This window comes from Allobosea sp. 10L422 (assembly GCF_056395345.1).
Genome location: NZ_JBFTJI010000020.1, coordinates 1 through 13,588 on the forward strand (window position 1 = coordinate 1; position 13,588 = coordinate 13,588).

The 13,588-nt window shown below is 60.4% G+C and carries 12 protein-coding genes and 4 pseudogenes; 11 read left to right on the forward strand and 5 right to left on the reverse strand.

The features are described 5' to 3' along the window. Positions 1 to 305: 305 nt before the first annotated feature. The 4 genes and pseudogenes from AC1DEZ_RS25920 to AC1DEZ_RS25935 all read left to right on the forward strand — a co-directional run. A pseudogene (locus AC1DEZ_RS25920) lies at positions 306 to 395 on the forward strand (response regulator); the annotation flags it as partial. 408 nt (positions 396 to 803) lie between these two features. After that, positions 804 to 1,013: a cold-shock protein gene (locus tag AC1DEZ_RS25925; RefSeq protein WP_476781101.1), complete on the forward strand. Its 210-nt coding sequence runs from the start codon at positions 804 to 806 to the stop codon at positions 1,011 to 1,013. Between the two features lie 162 nt (positions 1,014 to 1,175). Further along, positions 1,176 to 1,424, forward strand: a complete 249-nt coding sequence (locus AC1DEZ_RS25930) for a hypothetical protein (protein ID WP_476781102.1) — start codon at positions 1,176 to 1,178, stop codon at positions 1,422 to 1,424. Between the two features lie 345 nt (positions 1,425 to 1,769). Then, positions 1,770 to 2,588, forward strand: a complete 819-nt coding sequence (locus AC1DEZ_RS25935; protein ID WP_476781103.1) for a transglutaminase-like domain-containing protein — start codon at positions 1,770 to 1,772, stop codon at positions 2,586 to 2,588. 172 nt (positions 2,589 to 2,760) lie between these two features. On the opposite strand, the pseudogene AC1DEZ_RS25940 reads toward AC1DEZ_RS25935, so the two are convergent. After that, positions 2,761 to 3,386 (reverse strand): annotated as a pseudogene (locus tag AC1DEZ_RS25940) (tyrosine-type recombinase/integrase). A 334-nt stretch (positions 3,387 to 3,720) separates the two neighbouring features. Beyond that, complete coding sequence (locus AC1DEZ_RS25945) at positions 3,721 to 4,734, reverse strand: IS110 family RNA-guided transposase (protein ID WP_476781104.1); 1,014 nt, start codon at positions 4,732 to 4,734, stop codon at positions 3,721 to 3,723. A 143-nt stretch (positions 4,735 to 4,877) separates the two neighbouring features. On the opposite strand from AC1DEZ_RS25945, the pseudogene AC1DEZ_RS25950 reads away from it, so the two are divergent. The 5 genes and pseudogenes from AC1DEZ_RS25950 to AC1DEZ_RS25970 form a co-directional block, all read left to right on the forward strand. Then, positions 4,878 to 5,658: pseudogene (locus AC1DEZ_RS25950) on the forward strand (transposase); the annotation flags it as partial. Between the two features lie 434 nt (positions 5,659 to 6,092). Beyond that, positions 6,093 to 6,218 (forward strand): hypothetical protein, encoded by a 126-nt coding sequence (locus AC1DEZ_RS25955; RefSeq protein ID WP_476781105.1) that lies wholly within the window; start codon positions 6,093 to 6,095, stop codon positions 6,216 to 6,218. Between the two features lie 292 nt (positions 6,219 to 6,510). Further along, complete coding sequence (locus AC1DEZ_RS25960; protein WP_476781106.1) at positions 6,511 to 6,780, forward strand: DUF1488 family protein; 270 nt, start codon at positions 6,511 to 6,513, stop codon at positions 6,778 to 6,780. A gap of 629 nt (positions 6,781 to 7,409) precedes the next feature. Then, positions 7,410 to 7,670 carry a hypothetical protein gene (locus AC1DEZ_RS25965; RefSeq protein ID WP_476781107.1) on the forward strand — a complete coding sequence of 87 codons (261 nt, stop codon included), beginning with the start codon at positions 7,410 to 7,412 and terminating at the stop codon, positions 7,668 to 7,670. Between the two features lie 473 nt (positions 7,671 to 8,143). After that, on the forward strand, positions 8,144 to 8,452 hold the full coding sequence (locus AC1DEZ_RS25970; RefSeq protein WP_476781135.1) for a response regulator: 309 nt from the start codon (positions 8,144 to 8,146) through the stop codon (positions 8,450 to 8,452). A gap of 339 nt (positions 8,453 to 8,791) precedes the next feature. Here the strand turns inward: AC1DEZ_RS25970 and AC1DEZ_RS25975 are convergent. Beyond that, a pseudogene (locus AC1DEZ_RS25975) lies at positions 8,792 to 9,391 on the reverse strand (HWE histidine kinase domain-containing protein); the annotation flags it as partial. Between the two features lie 215 nt (positions 9,392 to 9,606). Here AC1DEZ_RS25975 and AC1DEZ_RS25980 point away from each other — a divergent pair. Continuing rightward, entirely contained in the window at positions 9,607 to 9,999 is a 393-nt protein-coding gene (locus AC1DEZ_RS25980; protein WP_476781108.1) for a CopG family transcriptional regulator, read from the forward strand. Positions 10,000 to 10,016: 17 nt separating this feature from the next. Further along, a complete protein-coding gene (locus AC1DEZ_RS25985; RefSeq protein WP_476781109.1) occupies positions 10,017 to 11,120 on the forward strand; it encodes an extracellular catalytic domain type 1 short-chain-length polyhydroxyalkanoate depolymerase in 1,104 nt (367 codons plus the stop codon). A 145-nt stretch (positions 11,121 to 11,265) separates the two neighbouring features. Here the strand turns inward: AC1DEZ_RS25985 and AC1DEZ_RS25990 are convergent, their stop codons facing one another. Beyond that, positions 11,266 to 11,778, reverse strand: a complete 513-nt coding sequence (locus AC1DEZ_RS25990) for a YciE/YciF ferroxidase family protein (RefSeq protein ID WP_476781110.1) — start codon at positions 11,776 to 11,778, stop codon at positions 11,266 to 11,268. A gap of 35 nt (positions 11,779 to 11,813) precedes the next feature. Continuing rightward, positions 11,814 to 12,503 carry a hypothetical protein gene (locus tag AC1DEZ_RS25995; RefSeq protein ID WP_476781111.1) on the reverse strand — a complete coding sequence of 230 codons (690 nt, stop codon included), beginning with the start codon at positions 12,501 to 12,503 and terminating at the stop codon, positions 11,814 to 11,816. Between the last annotated feature and the right edge of the window lie 1,085 nt (positions 12,504 to 13,588).

The following is a 13,588-nucleotide window of genomic DNA, read 5'->3' on the forward strand; positions in this document are numbered from 1 at the left end:
AGAACCGTCGATACTTTCTCAATCAGACTCATCATGACCTCGGCCCATCATGCTCAACTTACCTACCGGGTCTCGTTAATCCGACAAAGTGGCTACTACCCGCGCAAATCATTCTCGGAGTGGCAGAGGCCAGAGGCTACGGTGCGCCATTTGCAGACGTTGGGGCCCTGCCTCAAACCGGACATCTGGCAGGTCACCGCGGCGCGATAACGAACTGGAAAGGATAATGCCGACAATTCTTTCCATTCGCCGGCAACATTGCCGGATGCCTGCAGTTGATCCGGTTCACAACCGAAAGCAGCCCCATGGCCGTATTGATCGTCGAGGACGAGCCGCTTCTCCGGATGGACGCGGTCGATTTCATTGAAGCGGCCGGTTTCGAGGCGATCGAGGCCAATGGACATAAGCAATGGTCCTGATCAGCTCGACAATTTCTCGTTCACGGACGGAGAACCGCTCGACCAAGCGCGCTGCCTCGTCAACCTCGCTGCGCGAGAGCACTGCAGCGAATTGCGGCATGAGGCGTATCGTTAGGGAGCGGCTGTTATCGGCCAGTCGACGTGGTGGCAAGAACGCAGTTTTGGCTCGGATAATTTTCGCTAGCTCGGATCAAATATTTTAAGTCAAAATTCCGCCCCGTGAATTAATTGACAAAATATCTTTGCGCCCCTATATCAGCTTAATCGATCTAGGCCGAACGAATTGGCCCCGCGCTGTAAAGCGCTCTGCTAACGAACTTCCTGCTCGAATCGAATTGCGACCGCATCCGCGGAGCGCGAAATCATGCCTTACAGGAGGTCAGCATGGCCAATGGCACAGTTAAGTGGTTTAACAACGACAAGGGTTTCGGCTTCATTCAGCCGGATGACGGCGGGCAGGACGCGTTCGTCCACATCAGCGTTGTCGAGCGGGCCGGCATTCGGACGCTCCAGGAAGGCCAAAAGCTTTCTTTCGAGCTGATCCAGGACACGCGGTCGGGTAAGATGTCCGCGGATAACCTGCAGGTCGCCTGAGCCAGTAGATGATGTTCATTGACAGCGACGCTAGTGGCGACCGCGGATGTACCGGCGCCGGCGTTCGTGTCTTAGGGACATTTGGAGAAGGGTCGGGATTTCCCGACCCTTTTTGCTTTCCGGAATTACTCCTCGAAAGGAATACCTATGTCGATACGTCACATGAAGATGGATGACATTAAGGCTCGCGCCAACGCGGCTTTCGTGGAAAAGCAGCAGCGCAAGGATGCAATCCTGGGCGCACTACACACCCACGACGAGCAGTCGAAAGCGATCCGGCTGAAGACAGATAACCTGCGCGCTTTGCGCCTTGCCAAGGAGGCAGCAGACGCCGCTTTAAAGGCTCAGGTCGCCGCAACGAAGATGAAGGCGCCGGCCCCTAGCCGGCGGACGGCTCATCGCGGCCGCTGATCCCTAAAAGGCCGGCTCGCCTCCCGCCCGCTCGTCCATTACGAAACCACGGGTTTCATCGGCGGAGACGGTCGGCACGATCCTGGCCCGCGGTGGTCCTCGGCCGCCACCGCTCGCTGGGTGCGGCGGAGCTAAGCTCGAGTTGACCCGCAAAAGTCAGTTCATCAGCTCCAGAATGCGTAAGTCAGTGGGCTGCTCGGGCCGCTTGGACGCGAGTGTATTTCGGAGATATTTCGAGCCAAAGATTGTATTCAGCCGGCATCGCCTTTTCCACAAGTGTCCTGCACCTACCTATGCTATTTGAGAATTATCAACCGCGCCGATAATACGCGCAAAAGGCTTCGTGTGAAACTTAGAATTGGCTATGAGCTCGACTACGAGTTTCCGCAGCCGACGCCCCTCATCCTATTGCTAAACGTACATTTTAGCAGGGTTTCCGATCTAGCGACCCCGGACCACATCCGCATCAATCCTCCTGTCGCGATCAGCGCTTATCGCGACAGCTTCGGCAACTGGTGCAATCGGTTACTCGCCCCGCAAGGAAAGATGCGGATTACTGCCGACGCAATCATCAACGACAGCGGTCTGCCGGAACCCTACAACCGCACAGCGAGCCAGGTGCCGGTTGAGGAATTGCCGGAGGAGTGCATCGTCTTCTTGCTAGCCAGCCGCTTCTGCGATTCTGATCGGATGTTGGATCTCGCCTGGGAGTTGTTCGGCCAAACCCCGCCAGGCGCGCCGCGCGTCCAGGCGATATGCGATTACGTTCATCAGCGGATCGCTTTTGATTACAACGATGCCAGTGTCACCCGAAGCGCTTTGGACGCCTATCGCGAGGGCAAGGGCGTCTGCCGCGACTTCGCCCATCTCGCAATCGCATTTTGTCGTGCGATGAACATTCCAGCGCGATACTGCACCTGTTATCTAGGCGATGTCGGCACGCAGGCGCCTTATCCACCGGGAGATTTTGCGGCGTCATTCGAGGCCTACCTCGAAGGAGGCTGGCAAATGTTCGATCCACGCAACAACGTTCCGCGTATTGGGCGCGTGCTAATCGCGCGCGGACGAGACGCCGCAGATGTTGCGATTGCCACCACATTCGGGCCGAATACGCTGACACGGTTTAAGGTTTGGACGGACGAGGTAGTGGAAGGGGCGACGTAAATTTCCAAATAAGTATTTTGTGAACGCGTTATTGCAAATTGAATGGCTTGTTGTCGAAGCTAGACTTCACAGCGCATCACACGATGACCACATTCGGCCCATAGCTCTGGTGTGGCATTTGAATGAGTCGAGCGGCTGCAGCGGACGCTGCAGCCGCAGCTGTTGTGGATCGTCAGAGCTCGGTCTGCTCAGAGAGGATCAGCGCATCATCGACTTCGATACGAGGTAGCGGACCGTACTCTCCAACTTCGAGTGACCCAGCAAGAGTTAGCACGCTCGCAAATTGCCAGTGCGCTTGTAGATCAACGCGACCTTGCTCCTCCGCAGGCTATGCGTGCAGTAAAGAGCGGGATCCAGCCCAATCAGCGAGACCCAATCATTGAGTAAGCGCCCATATTATCGGGTCGTAACGTGGTCGCCTTTCCGACTTAGACTGAGGAATAACCAATCGACCTCAATCGGAAAACGATGTCGGAGCCACGCCATCAAAGCTTCACGCGCTGGATCAGTCAGCTCGAAGGGCACGGGGCGACCCGTCTTCTGCTGAATGATCGACGTACGCAATCTGACAGTGCCGCCCGGCACGAAGTCGCTCACCCGCAGGCGAGCCAGATCGCAACTGCGCAGCTTGCTGTCGATCGCCAGATTAAACATGGCAAGATCGCGCTTTCTGTGATCGTGCTGCAATCGCGTACGAATTGCCCAGATATGACGCGGCTTCAGGGGCGGCTTAGGCCCGATAAGGCGACCCGTGTTCCAGGCGGGACGTCGGTCACGTTGCTGATGTTCGATCGGCATAGCGTGTCCTCTCGTCGAAGGCCGCATCCGAATGCACCTTATTACGAATGACCCCGAGCTGCTCTGCGCCGATACCGTTCTCTAACGGGTCAAGGTCTGGCAGCTTGGTCCTGAGCGGTTGATGCCGTTGGGTGCCTGCGTTCTCTGCGTGCTCATCGGCACTTGATGGGGTCAGCTGGGTGCAAGGTGGCTTGGTTGAAAGCGCAGTCGGCCGACCTGGTCGGCGGCATGCTACGGAATCGGCGCCATCACCTGCTCCCTCCCTCGGGCGTCGCTCCCGCTTGGGAGCTCGTTGCGGCCTCCTGTTTCGTCTGCTTCTGCCCGGCTCTGATTGTCAGGCAGGCCGGAACTCGGCGCCATGCCGCAGCATGGCGTGCATGATGATCGCGAGACGGCGGGCGAGCGCGATCCGCGCCTTGCGCATGGTCGAGCGCCTGGCAATGGCGAGCGCCCATTCCTTTAGCTTCAGCTCGCCCTTGTAGCGGGTGAGCATGACGTTGGCCGCCTCGTAGAGCAGCGTCCGCATGCGCTGGTCGCCCACCTTGGAGATGCTGCCGACATAGTCGATCTCACCGGACTGATAGCGACGCGGCACAAGGCCGAGATAGGCGCCGAGATCGCGCGAGCGCCGGAAGCGTGCAGGATCATCGACGGCCGCCGTGAAGGCCAGCGCGGTGAGCTGCCCAACGCCGGGGATGGTCGTCAACCGACGGCAGGCATCGGAGGCGCGAACGAGGCGCTTCATATCCGCGTCGATGGCAGCGACCGCGCCAAGAACCGCGTCCCGGGCGGCGACGAGGCCGCGCATGGCGCCGGCCAGGCCGGTGATGCCGTCGCTCATCCGCATGACCTCGTCGACGAAGGCCGGGCTGAGCCCACGCGGCAGCCGGATGCCGAACACGACGGCCAGACCCCGGATCTGGTTCTCCAGCGTGACGCGTTGGCCGACGAGCTTCTTGCGGGCGACGATCAGCGCGCGAATCGCATGGGCCGGCAGCGACTTCACATGCACGGCCTTGTAGAAGCCGGTTCTCGCTAGCTGCGCCAGCCCACGCGCATCGTTGCGGTCGGTCTTGTGCGTCGCCAGGGTCTTGAGCGCCTGATAGGCCTGTCGGCTCTCGATGCAGACGACCGGAACACCAAGCTCGGCCAAGCCGTGGTAGAGCATCGGCGCCATCCGGCCCGTCTCGAACACCACCCGTGTGCAGGGCAGCGCTTGCGCCAGGGCCGCCGCTATCGCCGCCGCGGACGAGACGGCTTTGACCTCGTGCACAACCGCGCCGTCGCGATCGACGAGGCAGATGTGCGTCTCCTCCATCGAGACGTCCAGCCCAGCAAAGTATTCCATGATCGATCTCCTCTGTTGCAGCGGAGACAATCCTATCGGCCTCCGAAGAAGAGCAGCCAGACCGTTACCCCATGTTGAAAAAGTCGTCATTGCTGCGGCTTTGAAGTTTTTGATTCAGTCGTCCTCGGATGGAGGGCGACGCGATGATGGGCGAGCGGCAGGTGGCGCAGGAGGCTTTGTTCTACGAGTTCAGCCTGGGTCGCCACGTCCCGGCCGATCATTAGGTTCTCGCCATCGACCGCGTCGTTGATCTATCGGAGATCCGCGCGCATCAGCGCCCGTTCTACAGCGAAATGGGCCGTCCCTCGATCGATCCGGAACTGATGATCCGGACGCGGCTCATCGCCTATTGCTTCGGCATCCGCTCCGAGCGGCGCCTGTGCGAGGAAGTGCATCGACCTTCTCCGCGAGCTGTTCGAGACGACCGTCCGGCGCTGTATTGCCGAGGGCCTCCTCGGCGGCGAAGGCTTCGCGGTCGATGCCACCCTGATGCGAGCCGACGCGAACAAGCAGCGCTCGGCCGAAGCCTCCGAGCCGGTCGACTGGGACGATCTCGCCCGGACACGGCGCTCGGTGCGCGAGTATCTTGACACGCTCGACGAGGCCGCCTGGGGCGCGGCCAGCGAGGCGAAGCCGAAGTTCATCTCGCGCTCTGACCCAGCAGCGCAATAGACCGGCGCCCTGAAGGGCCACGCCTTCTTCGCCTATGCGACCAACTACCTGATCGACCTCGACCACGCCGTCATCGTCGATATCGAGGCCAGCCGGCAGGCCAAGGTCGGCTCGGCCCTCACCATGCTTGACCGAACGCAGGAGCGCTTCGGCCTCTCGCCAGCCAGGCTCGCCGCCTACAGCGCCTACGGCTCGGCCGAGAACCTCGCCTGGCTGGTGCATGAGCGCGGGATCGAGCCGGATATCGCGGTGTGCGGAACTCACCGGCGGTATCACTTGAAGGCAGCGCCTTGCTTCAATCTCAGATTTGTTGAGAGCTGCCGCCCCATGCGCTGAGGTGGCGTTGGCCAGACGCGGATTTCAGCGCCCTCCTGTGAACCGGGGCACATCCATTCCGTGAAGCTGTCTTCAGCCGGCGCGTTTCCCGATAGCGTCGGCGGTGTTTGACTAACATCATCGAGATACCTTGAAGCATTAAGTGAGGTAGAACTCGATCATTCGATCGTTCGTTTTCCTCCTGAAATCCCCAGATATTCGTCAGATTAAAAATAATATCACAATAAAACTCTCACTGCCTTGCGAAACAGCATTGAGCATATTATATTATAGTGTCTCGAAACGCATCGAGATTTTGACTTTTACTATTTGCGCGAAGCGCCCCGATCTGGGCCAAACGGAGCCCGGCGATGACAAATATTTCCAGCAGCTGGTTCATTTATCGCGATTGGGCCGCAGATCGCTATCTGGTTTGGTTCGCGCATGGCGGCCTCATTGCCGCATTCGCGCTGGCCTTCGCGCTCGTCCTGAAATGATGTCTCCCATTGATCTGCATCTGGAAAAGGCTCGGCTTGCAGCCGCCGGCTATGCTCCGGCGCCAGAGGCATCTGCGCCGATCTATGGATTGATCGCCATGGCGCTCTTCAGCGTCGGCATGTGGGCAGCGGGGAGATTTTATGATCTGCCTTTGATGCCTCACTTGTCGTTGGTTTTTGCGGGGTCGCTGATCGCGTTTCCGGGCGGGATTTGGCTGCGGAAGACGCGGAAGAGGCGCCATGTCGATGCCTATCAGCTTGAGCTGGCGCGCCTTGGCGGAGGGTGCAGATCATGAGCCTCGACTTTCCCAACTCGATCCGACGTTATGAACCTGTTCGCGGCTGCGTGAGCTTTTGGGGTTCCGAGGCATCACTGGAAGTCATGTTCCAGATCGAGCTTGATGTTCTGTGGAGTTTAAGCCCCTCTATCATCGACGGAAGCGAGAGTTCGTTCCTCGTCGCATTCGACCTCAACAGATCGGCGATATTGGGGGCTGCTCGCGCCGCCTATTCAAAGAAGCGCGGGGGCTATCATCGGCTGTCGGCGGGCAACTTCAGCTAGCAATGGTCGGAGGTTATCGGTGGAACATAAAGGAGCAGCGCCGGCGACGGGACGAGCTTCGACCTGCTTACATGGCGACTTCGCGTTTGCCCGGCCATCGTCTATCGCAGGAGGACGCAACATCATGAGCGAACGGCGAGAACTATATCGCAGTCCCGCGGGCGACTGCTGGTTTCTGGGGCGGGAGCCGACAAGCGGAGCAGCATTCGTGATCCACCAACCGAACGGCCCAGGAGGCGGCCAGCTGTCACATATGGAGTTGGGAGCCTTCCTCGTTTCCGGAAAGTCGGACAGTCCCGAGCAACGGGCCTTGCTCCGCCTCATCGGGACGCTCGTGGACGTGCCTCCATACGCGGATCGAGCGTGATCTCCGCCGCCAACTGAGCCGCAATGCCTACTCGTTGAGGCGTGGGTCATATGTCATTTTGCCGTCGCAGATTCATTCTGCACATTTGGTGGTTGCGCTGCTGTCTTTATCGAGAACAGTGTCCGCAGCTTTTCCTTCATACCTGAAACGTGACTTGCAATATGCGTCGAAAGAGCGCTCGGCTCAGCCACAGTTGTCTCCATACCGCTTCTGGAAATGACCGTCGCGGCGCATCTCACGCCGCCAAGCGGAGACACAAACCATGCTCAACGGAACCGGCTCGGTCGCTTTACGCAGTGGTCGAAGGCTGCCCGCCAAATATCAGTTTGGCACGCATCAGGAGCATCATTGGGTCGGGTATCTGATCTGCGATACAGAATCTGTCGATCCGAGCGAGTTTTCCTACAAAATTCTCCTTCAATGTGAAGGTGGCATAGCGGTTGAACTCGCCGTTACCAACTGGACGGACCGTTATATGGCCGTCGTGGGGTGCCCGTTGCCTGAGTTCAATCAGGTCGCTTAAAAGTAACTCGCTGAACGAACGTTCGACCTGCTTCTGGATTGGTCGAAGCGCACTCCGGCTGTCGAAGCATGATTAAGATGGGACGCTGCCGCGCAACGAGCGGAAGCGGCTTCACGGTAGATTCCTCTGCGGAACTGTAGCGCCGCCTGCGCGCTCATCAGCCTTCCGGCGCAGCCGCTGTTCCGTCAGCCGGGCCGTCTTCGCGTCGCGTTCCTGGTCGAGGCTCTCAGCATCAGCTAAACATGTCGTGCAGGAAATTGAGGCGGACAAAGCCAAGATTTGCTGAAAAGTGCTCGGCCTGCCGGGGAGCCTCCAGATTCTCAAACGTAACCAAGTGCTAAGAACAAACTGCGTAATTCTTTACGATTCGACGCAACAAGAGCTGGCGTCGGCAGTTGGCTGAGGGTCACTCTCGAAAGCACATGATGTCAAAGCTGGTCGTCCTGGTCGTCGAAGACGAGCCGCTGCTCCGGATGGACGCCGCCGACTTTATCGAGGATGCCGGCTTCGAGGTCGTCGAGGCGGTCCATGCCGGCGAAGCGATCGACATTCTCAAAGCCCGCCACGATATCGCGGTCGTCTTCACCGACATCGAAATGCCTGGCTCCATGGACGGAATGAAGCTGGCGCACGCTGTGCGATTGGGCTGGCCCCCCATCCTCATCGTCGTCGCAAGCGGGCGCGTCATGCCGCGCGAAGGCGACCTGCCCGAGAATGTTCATTACATCAGGAAGCCATATCGGCCAGCCGACGTCCTCGCAGCCTTTCGAGCGACGGTCTGATGAGTCGGCAATGAGTGCATCGATGGGGCCGAGGAGCGAAAAGACGACACCGGCTGGCCGATAGTCGACGGCGGCTGCAGCGCTGAAATATCCCGCCAAGGCGCGCTCGATCATGCGCGATCCGAAGCCGCGACGGGTGGGCGGCTGGACAAGTGGGCCGCCGCTCTCGCGCCACTCGAATACGAACTGCCCCTCGATAACGGACCAGGTTATGTCGATGCGCCCGCTATCTCGGCTGAGAGCTCCATATTTTGCAGCGTTGGTCGCTAGTTCGTGCAGCGCAAGCGCCATTGCCAGGGCGGTCTTCGAAGAGAGCTCTACCGCCGTACCATCGATCCGGAAACGCGAGAGGTCGCTTTGCCCTTTCAACGACTCTTCAACGAGATACGCCAAGCTCGCCCTGGCCCAGGCTGTTTGAGTCAGGATGTCCTGCGCGGAGGCCATCGTACTCAACCTGGCAGTGAAGGCTTCCTTGATCGCGTCCATCTCGGGTCCGCCGCGGATCGTCTGATTGGCGATCGCTTGAATCATGGCGACGGTGTTCTTCATCCGGTGCTTGAGCTCAAGCGCGAGCAGGCGCTGGCGCTGCTCGGCCTCCTTGATCGCCGTGATGTCTCGCGACACTGACAGGATCGCCTCGGGTTTGCCGTCCGGCCCCAGGATAGGACCGACCTGGACATCCCAAAATCGTGGATTTCCGGCGGCCGTATCAGCCGCACCCTGGAAGCGATAGCTGCGGCCGGCACGCGCTTCCTCGATCGCGAACCTGGCTTCGGTATTGCCCTGACCCGCCCAGAAATCCGGCCAGGGACAGCCCTTGATGGCGTTGAAGTCGCTGACTTCCATGACGCGCTGGCCGCCTTCACTCATGAAGGACAGCTTGCCGTCGAGATCGATGACCTTGATGCAATCATCCGACGCCGCCAGCAGGCTGCGCATGAAGCGGGAATCGCGAAGTTCCGGCGTGGGCAAATTGTCCCCGATCGTGTTCCCGCCCAGAGAATGTTCCTGGTTATGTCATGTGGTGCCACACGGCCTGAAGGATGTCGCCGTCTTTTGATGCCCCCAGCCCGATCAGGCGCCGCCGAGCTGCCCTTGATATTCGCTTCTTATGCATCCATATACCATCCATATGGATGTCATATGGAGCTAAGATGAAAACTCCTGACAGTGAGAAACTGACGCTTAACCTCGGGTTCGTGGATCTCGGCCGCATCGACCTGCTGGTCCGCGACGGCTTCTATTCCAACCGCTCGGACTTCATCCGCACCGCGATCCGCAACCAGCTTTCGACCCATTCCGATGTCGCCGCGAAGGCGACGACGCGCCTCGCACTCGAACTGGGGCTGCGGACCTTCACGCGGCGGGATCTCGAAGCCGTGGTCGCAGCCGGGGAGCAGCTCGATATCCGGGTCCTCGGCCTGGCCGTGATCGCTGGCGACGTTTCCCCGGAACTGGCGCGACAAGCCATCGCCTCCCTCACCATCCTTGGGGCGCTGCACGCATCCCCCGAGATCAAGGCCGCCCTAGCCGATCGATTGGCATGACCCAAAGGACCTTCGCCATGAATCCGCGCTTTCACGCCGCCATCGGCGAAGCCATGAGCCGCCTGCGGACATCCGACGTGACCGGCGCGACAACTGCGATACAGCATGCTCTGGCCGGACGGGGGGCGAATGGCCCAGGCGATCCTGATAGCAGCACACAACCCAGTGGCGGTTCCGAAGCGCTGCCGCCGCGCGGCCTCCGGGCGATCCTGCAGAAACTTCGGCACGAGCGGGGGAGCTTCGTCCACACGCCGAGCCATGATTACACCGTCCCGGAAGATGCGGGGGACAGTGAAAACTTCTGGACACGCAGGTTCCAATCGGCCGCGGGCTCAGTGGCCTATAAGCTCTACGTGCCGAGGGGCCATGCCGGCCGTGAGCTCACGCTGGTGATGATGCTCCATGGCTGCACACAGAATCCGGATGATTTCGCCCGTGGCACCCGGATGAATGTCTTGGCCGAGGAGTTCGGGCTGATCGTCGCTTACCCTTCGCAGCCGAAATCCGCCAACGTGCAGGGTTGCTGGAACTGGTTCGACCTTCGTCATCAAGGGCGTGGCGCCGGGGAGCCGGCCGTTCTGGCTGGGCTCGCCCAGGAACTGTCGTCGGAATTCAAGATCGATCGCAAGCGGGTTTTCGTTGCCGGCCTTTCGGCGGGCGGAGCCATGGCCGATGTCCTGGCCTCGACCCATCCCGATGTCTTTTCCGCAGCCGGCATTCATTCTGGCCTGCCTCACGGCGCGGCTTGCGACGTCATGTCCGCATTCGCTGCAATGAAGGGAAATGCGAAAGCGACGGCAACAGGCCATTCGCGGATCAGGAAGATCATTTTCCACGGAACCGCCGATACCACGGTTCATCCATCGAACGGCAAGGCTGTTTTCGATCTCGCGGGATCCGCGCAGGGGAAGCCAGCAGAGTTTCAGACCGATGCGGTGATCAATGGCAAACGCGTGACCCGGTCGCTGATCGCGCATGGCAATGCTCTTGCACTCGCCGAGCACTGGCTGATCCACGGCGGCGGTCATGCCTGGTCAGGAGGTGACCGCGGCGGAAGCTATACCGATGCGACGGGCCCCGATGCCTCGCGTGAGATGGTCCGCTTTTTCCTCGAGACCTGAGGAGGAGATCTTGCGCGATGCGGAGTTGGTTTCGTCGAGGCGATCAGGAAATGTTTCGGGGAGTTATCGTGTCGCGACACACGAACATGAACGCAGTGAGGCCCTCTCTCCGGCGAGAAGAGAGGCCCCAAAGGAAGCGATCGGATCACGCGGCCTTGGCTTGCGCGACGGCCGCCGAGTTTGCCGGCCCGCCGAGTTGGGTGAGCAGCTTGTCGGTCTTGGTCTCCTCGGCAAGCGTGGCATCGAGCAGCGCCGCCGCGTCGTTGTGGCCGAGCTGCTTCGCCCATGACTTCAGCGTGCCATAGCGCGTCATCTCGTAATGTTCGACCGCCTGGGCGGACGCCACGAGGCCGGCATCGAGGGCGGGGCTGTCGGCGTAGTCTTCCATGACGGCCTTGCCTTCCTCCAGAATCCCGAGGATGGCGTCGCAGGTCTTGCCGCGAGGCGCCTTGCCGATTACCTCGAAGACCTCGCCGAGGCGCTCGACATGCCCCTCCGTTTCCTCGCGATGCGCCTCGAAGGCCTTCTTGAGCTCGGGCGACTTGGCCGCCTTCGCCATCTTGGGCAGTGCCTTCAGAATCTGCTTCTCGGCGTAGTAGACGTCCTTGAGCATGTCATGGAACATGTCGTCGAGAGCCTTTGGTGCATTCGTAGCCATTGGAATTCTCCGGTTGTCGGGATTGCAGGCGTGGATCAGACGTGGACCTTGTCGCGGGCGCGACCACCAAGCATGGCGCTATAGCTGGCCGCCAGCGCCCCGATGAGCATCGCGATGAAGGTCGCAAGTGCGAAGGAGGCGGCGGCCTTGCGGGCCATGTCAGCCGCCTCAAGAGCGGTCTGCTCCACGTTGGCGGCGGTTTCCTTGGTCTTCGCGATCGCGTCGGTGATGCGCTTTTCGGCGTCGGGCTGGCTGATGCCGGTCTGGGCGGCGATGACGTTGGCGACGTAGGTCTTGTCGCCAGGGGCCATGTCGCCGTTGCGGATGCTCATCGCGATGATCCGGCCGACCTCGGCGCGAGCCGGAGCCGTGTCCGCCGAGGAGGGAGCGGGTCTCTCGGCGCGAAACAGCGTGTCGGTGACATAGGCCGACGGGTCGAGGCTCGACAGATCGAGGCGACCGGCAGCCTGGCTCGCTGCGCCGGAGACGGCAGAGGCGACACCGGACGCTGCGTTGGCACCAAGGCGGGCACTGCCGCCAATCACCGCGGAGGCGGCCGAGGCCAGCAGGACCGTGCTGAGGATCGCACCGACGGCCCAGGCTATGAAGCCGTGAGCGGTGTCGCGGAAGGCCACCTCTTCAGTATGAAGGCCCACACGCTTGGTGCGGAGACGACCGGCGAGATAGCCCCCGGCGCCGGCCGAGAGGAGATGACGGCAAGCCAAATCATGGCTGCGATGCCGAACGTGGCGGCCGTGACACCGACATTCGTCCAGGGCGAGACCGAGACGAAGCCCAGCCCGGCTCCGGCGGCGAGGAGCATGAGGGAGATCGACGCACTGACCACGGCGCCTCCGAGGACCGCGCCCCACGACACTGCAGAAGACGCGTGAACGGTCGTGGCGTCGGGGACGCCTCGTAGGGTGGTGTCTGTCATGAGCGATGAACTTTAAGGGCGCGGACAAAAAAAGGCCGACGCATTGCGGACGGTACGGTCCGCTCGATCTCAACGAAACAACATACGAGTCGATATGTTCCGCGAGCCGAAGCGTTTCAATCTCGCCGGCGATTGCCCAAGCGTTTCGAGAGGTTGCCTGGCTTGGTCTCTGGAATAGTTCGATAGCGGAAAGCGGACGTTCCAGACGTCAGCTGAGGGCCAATTTGGTAAGTTGGGTCCTACTCGATACGGGCCTTACTGCTATGCGCAGGCTTGCTCGCGTGCAGCGTTACGCTGAACCTAAATCGGGGAGGGGGCTAAGGAATTGGACCGCCTAGGCTCCAGTGCCGGCGAAGCAGGCTGGCGACGGGAAGCGACAACCTCGGCAGCAAGCTATGATCGGAATGCCTTAGAATTATACTGGACGCCCGGCTCAGGCCGGGCGTCCAGAGGCAGATTGCGGAACTCGACCGACAATCGCGGCAACACTATGCCTCTCTCTTCACCGGGTGAAGAGAGAGGCATAGTGCTTCCGCAAGCGGGAATCTAAGTCATTGAAATCATTAAATCGTGTCTTGCGTCTTCCGGGGGCTAAGTTCCGCAGTTTGAGGGATAGTACTTCCGCGAAATCATGCTCAATGACTGCTCCAAACCGCAAAAAAGCCCGGCCTTGAGGGGCCGGGCTTCACGCTGACGATTGGGAGATGGACCTAGAGATCCGGCGGAATGGCAGATAGCCGGTAGAATGAAGCGATCACTGCTCATGTCTCAAGGCCGGTTCGATACCCCGCGATGCCAATTGGCGCTTCAAAATGGGCAGGTGTTTTCCGCGGCTGCGAGCAAGTTCATGAAGCGATGCATACTCGGCCTTGA

Coding starts and splice junctions, on each gene's coding strand:
- AC1DEZ_RS25925 (WP_476781101.1), top strand. CDS start 804: ATGGCCAATGGCACAGTTAAGTGGTTTAACAACGACAAGGGTTTCGGC.
- AC1DEZ_RS25930 (WP_476781102.1), top strand. CDS start 1,176: ATGAAGATGGATGACATTAAGGCTCGCGCCAACGCGGCTTTCGTGGAA.
- AC1DEZ_RS25945 (WP_476781104.1), bottom strand. CDS start 4,734: ATGGAATACTTTGCTGGGCTGGACGTCTCGATGGAGGAGACGCACATC.
- AC1DEZ_RS25955 (WP_476781105.1), top strand. CDS start 6,093: ATGACAAATATTTCCAGCAGCTGGTTCATTTATCGCGATTGGGCCGCA.
- AC1DEZ_RS25960 (WP_476781106.1), top strand. CDS start 6,511: ATGAGCCTCGACTTTCCCAACTCGATCCGACGTTATGAACCTGTTCGC.
- AC1DEZ_RS25965 (WP_476781107.1), top strand. CDS start 7,410: ATGCTCAACGGAACCGGCTCGGTCGCTTTACGCAGTGGTCGAAGGCTG.
- AC1DEZ_RS25970 (WP_476781135.1), top strand. CDS start 8,144: ATGGACGCCGCCGACTTTATCGAGGATGCCGGCTTCGAGGTCGTCGAG.
- AC1DEZ_RS25980 (WP_476781108.1), top strand. CDS start 9,607: ATGAAAACTCCTGACAGTGAGAAACTGACGCTTAACCTCGGGTTCGTG.
- AC1DEZ_RS25985 (WP_476781109.1), top strand. CDS start 10,017: ATGAATCCGCGCTTTCACGCCGCCATCGGCGAAGCCATGAGCCGCCTG.
- AC1DEZ_RS25990 (WP_476781110.1), bottom strand. CDS start 11,778: ATGGCTACGAATGCACCAAAGGCTCTCGACGACATGTTCCATGACATG.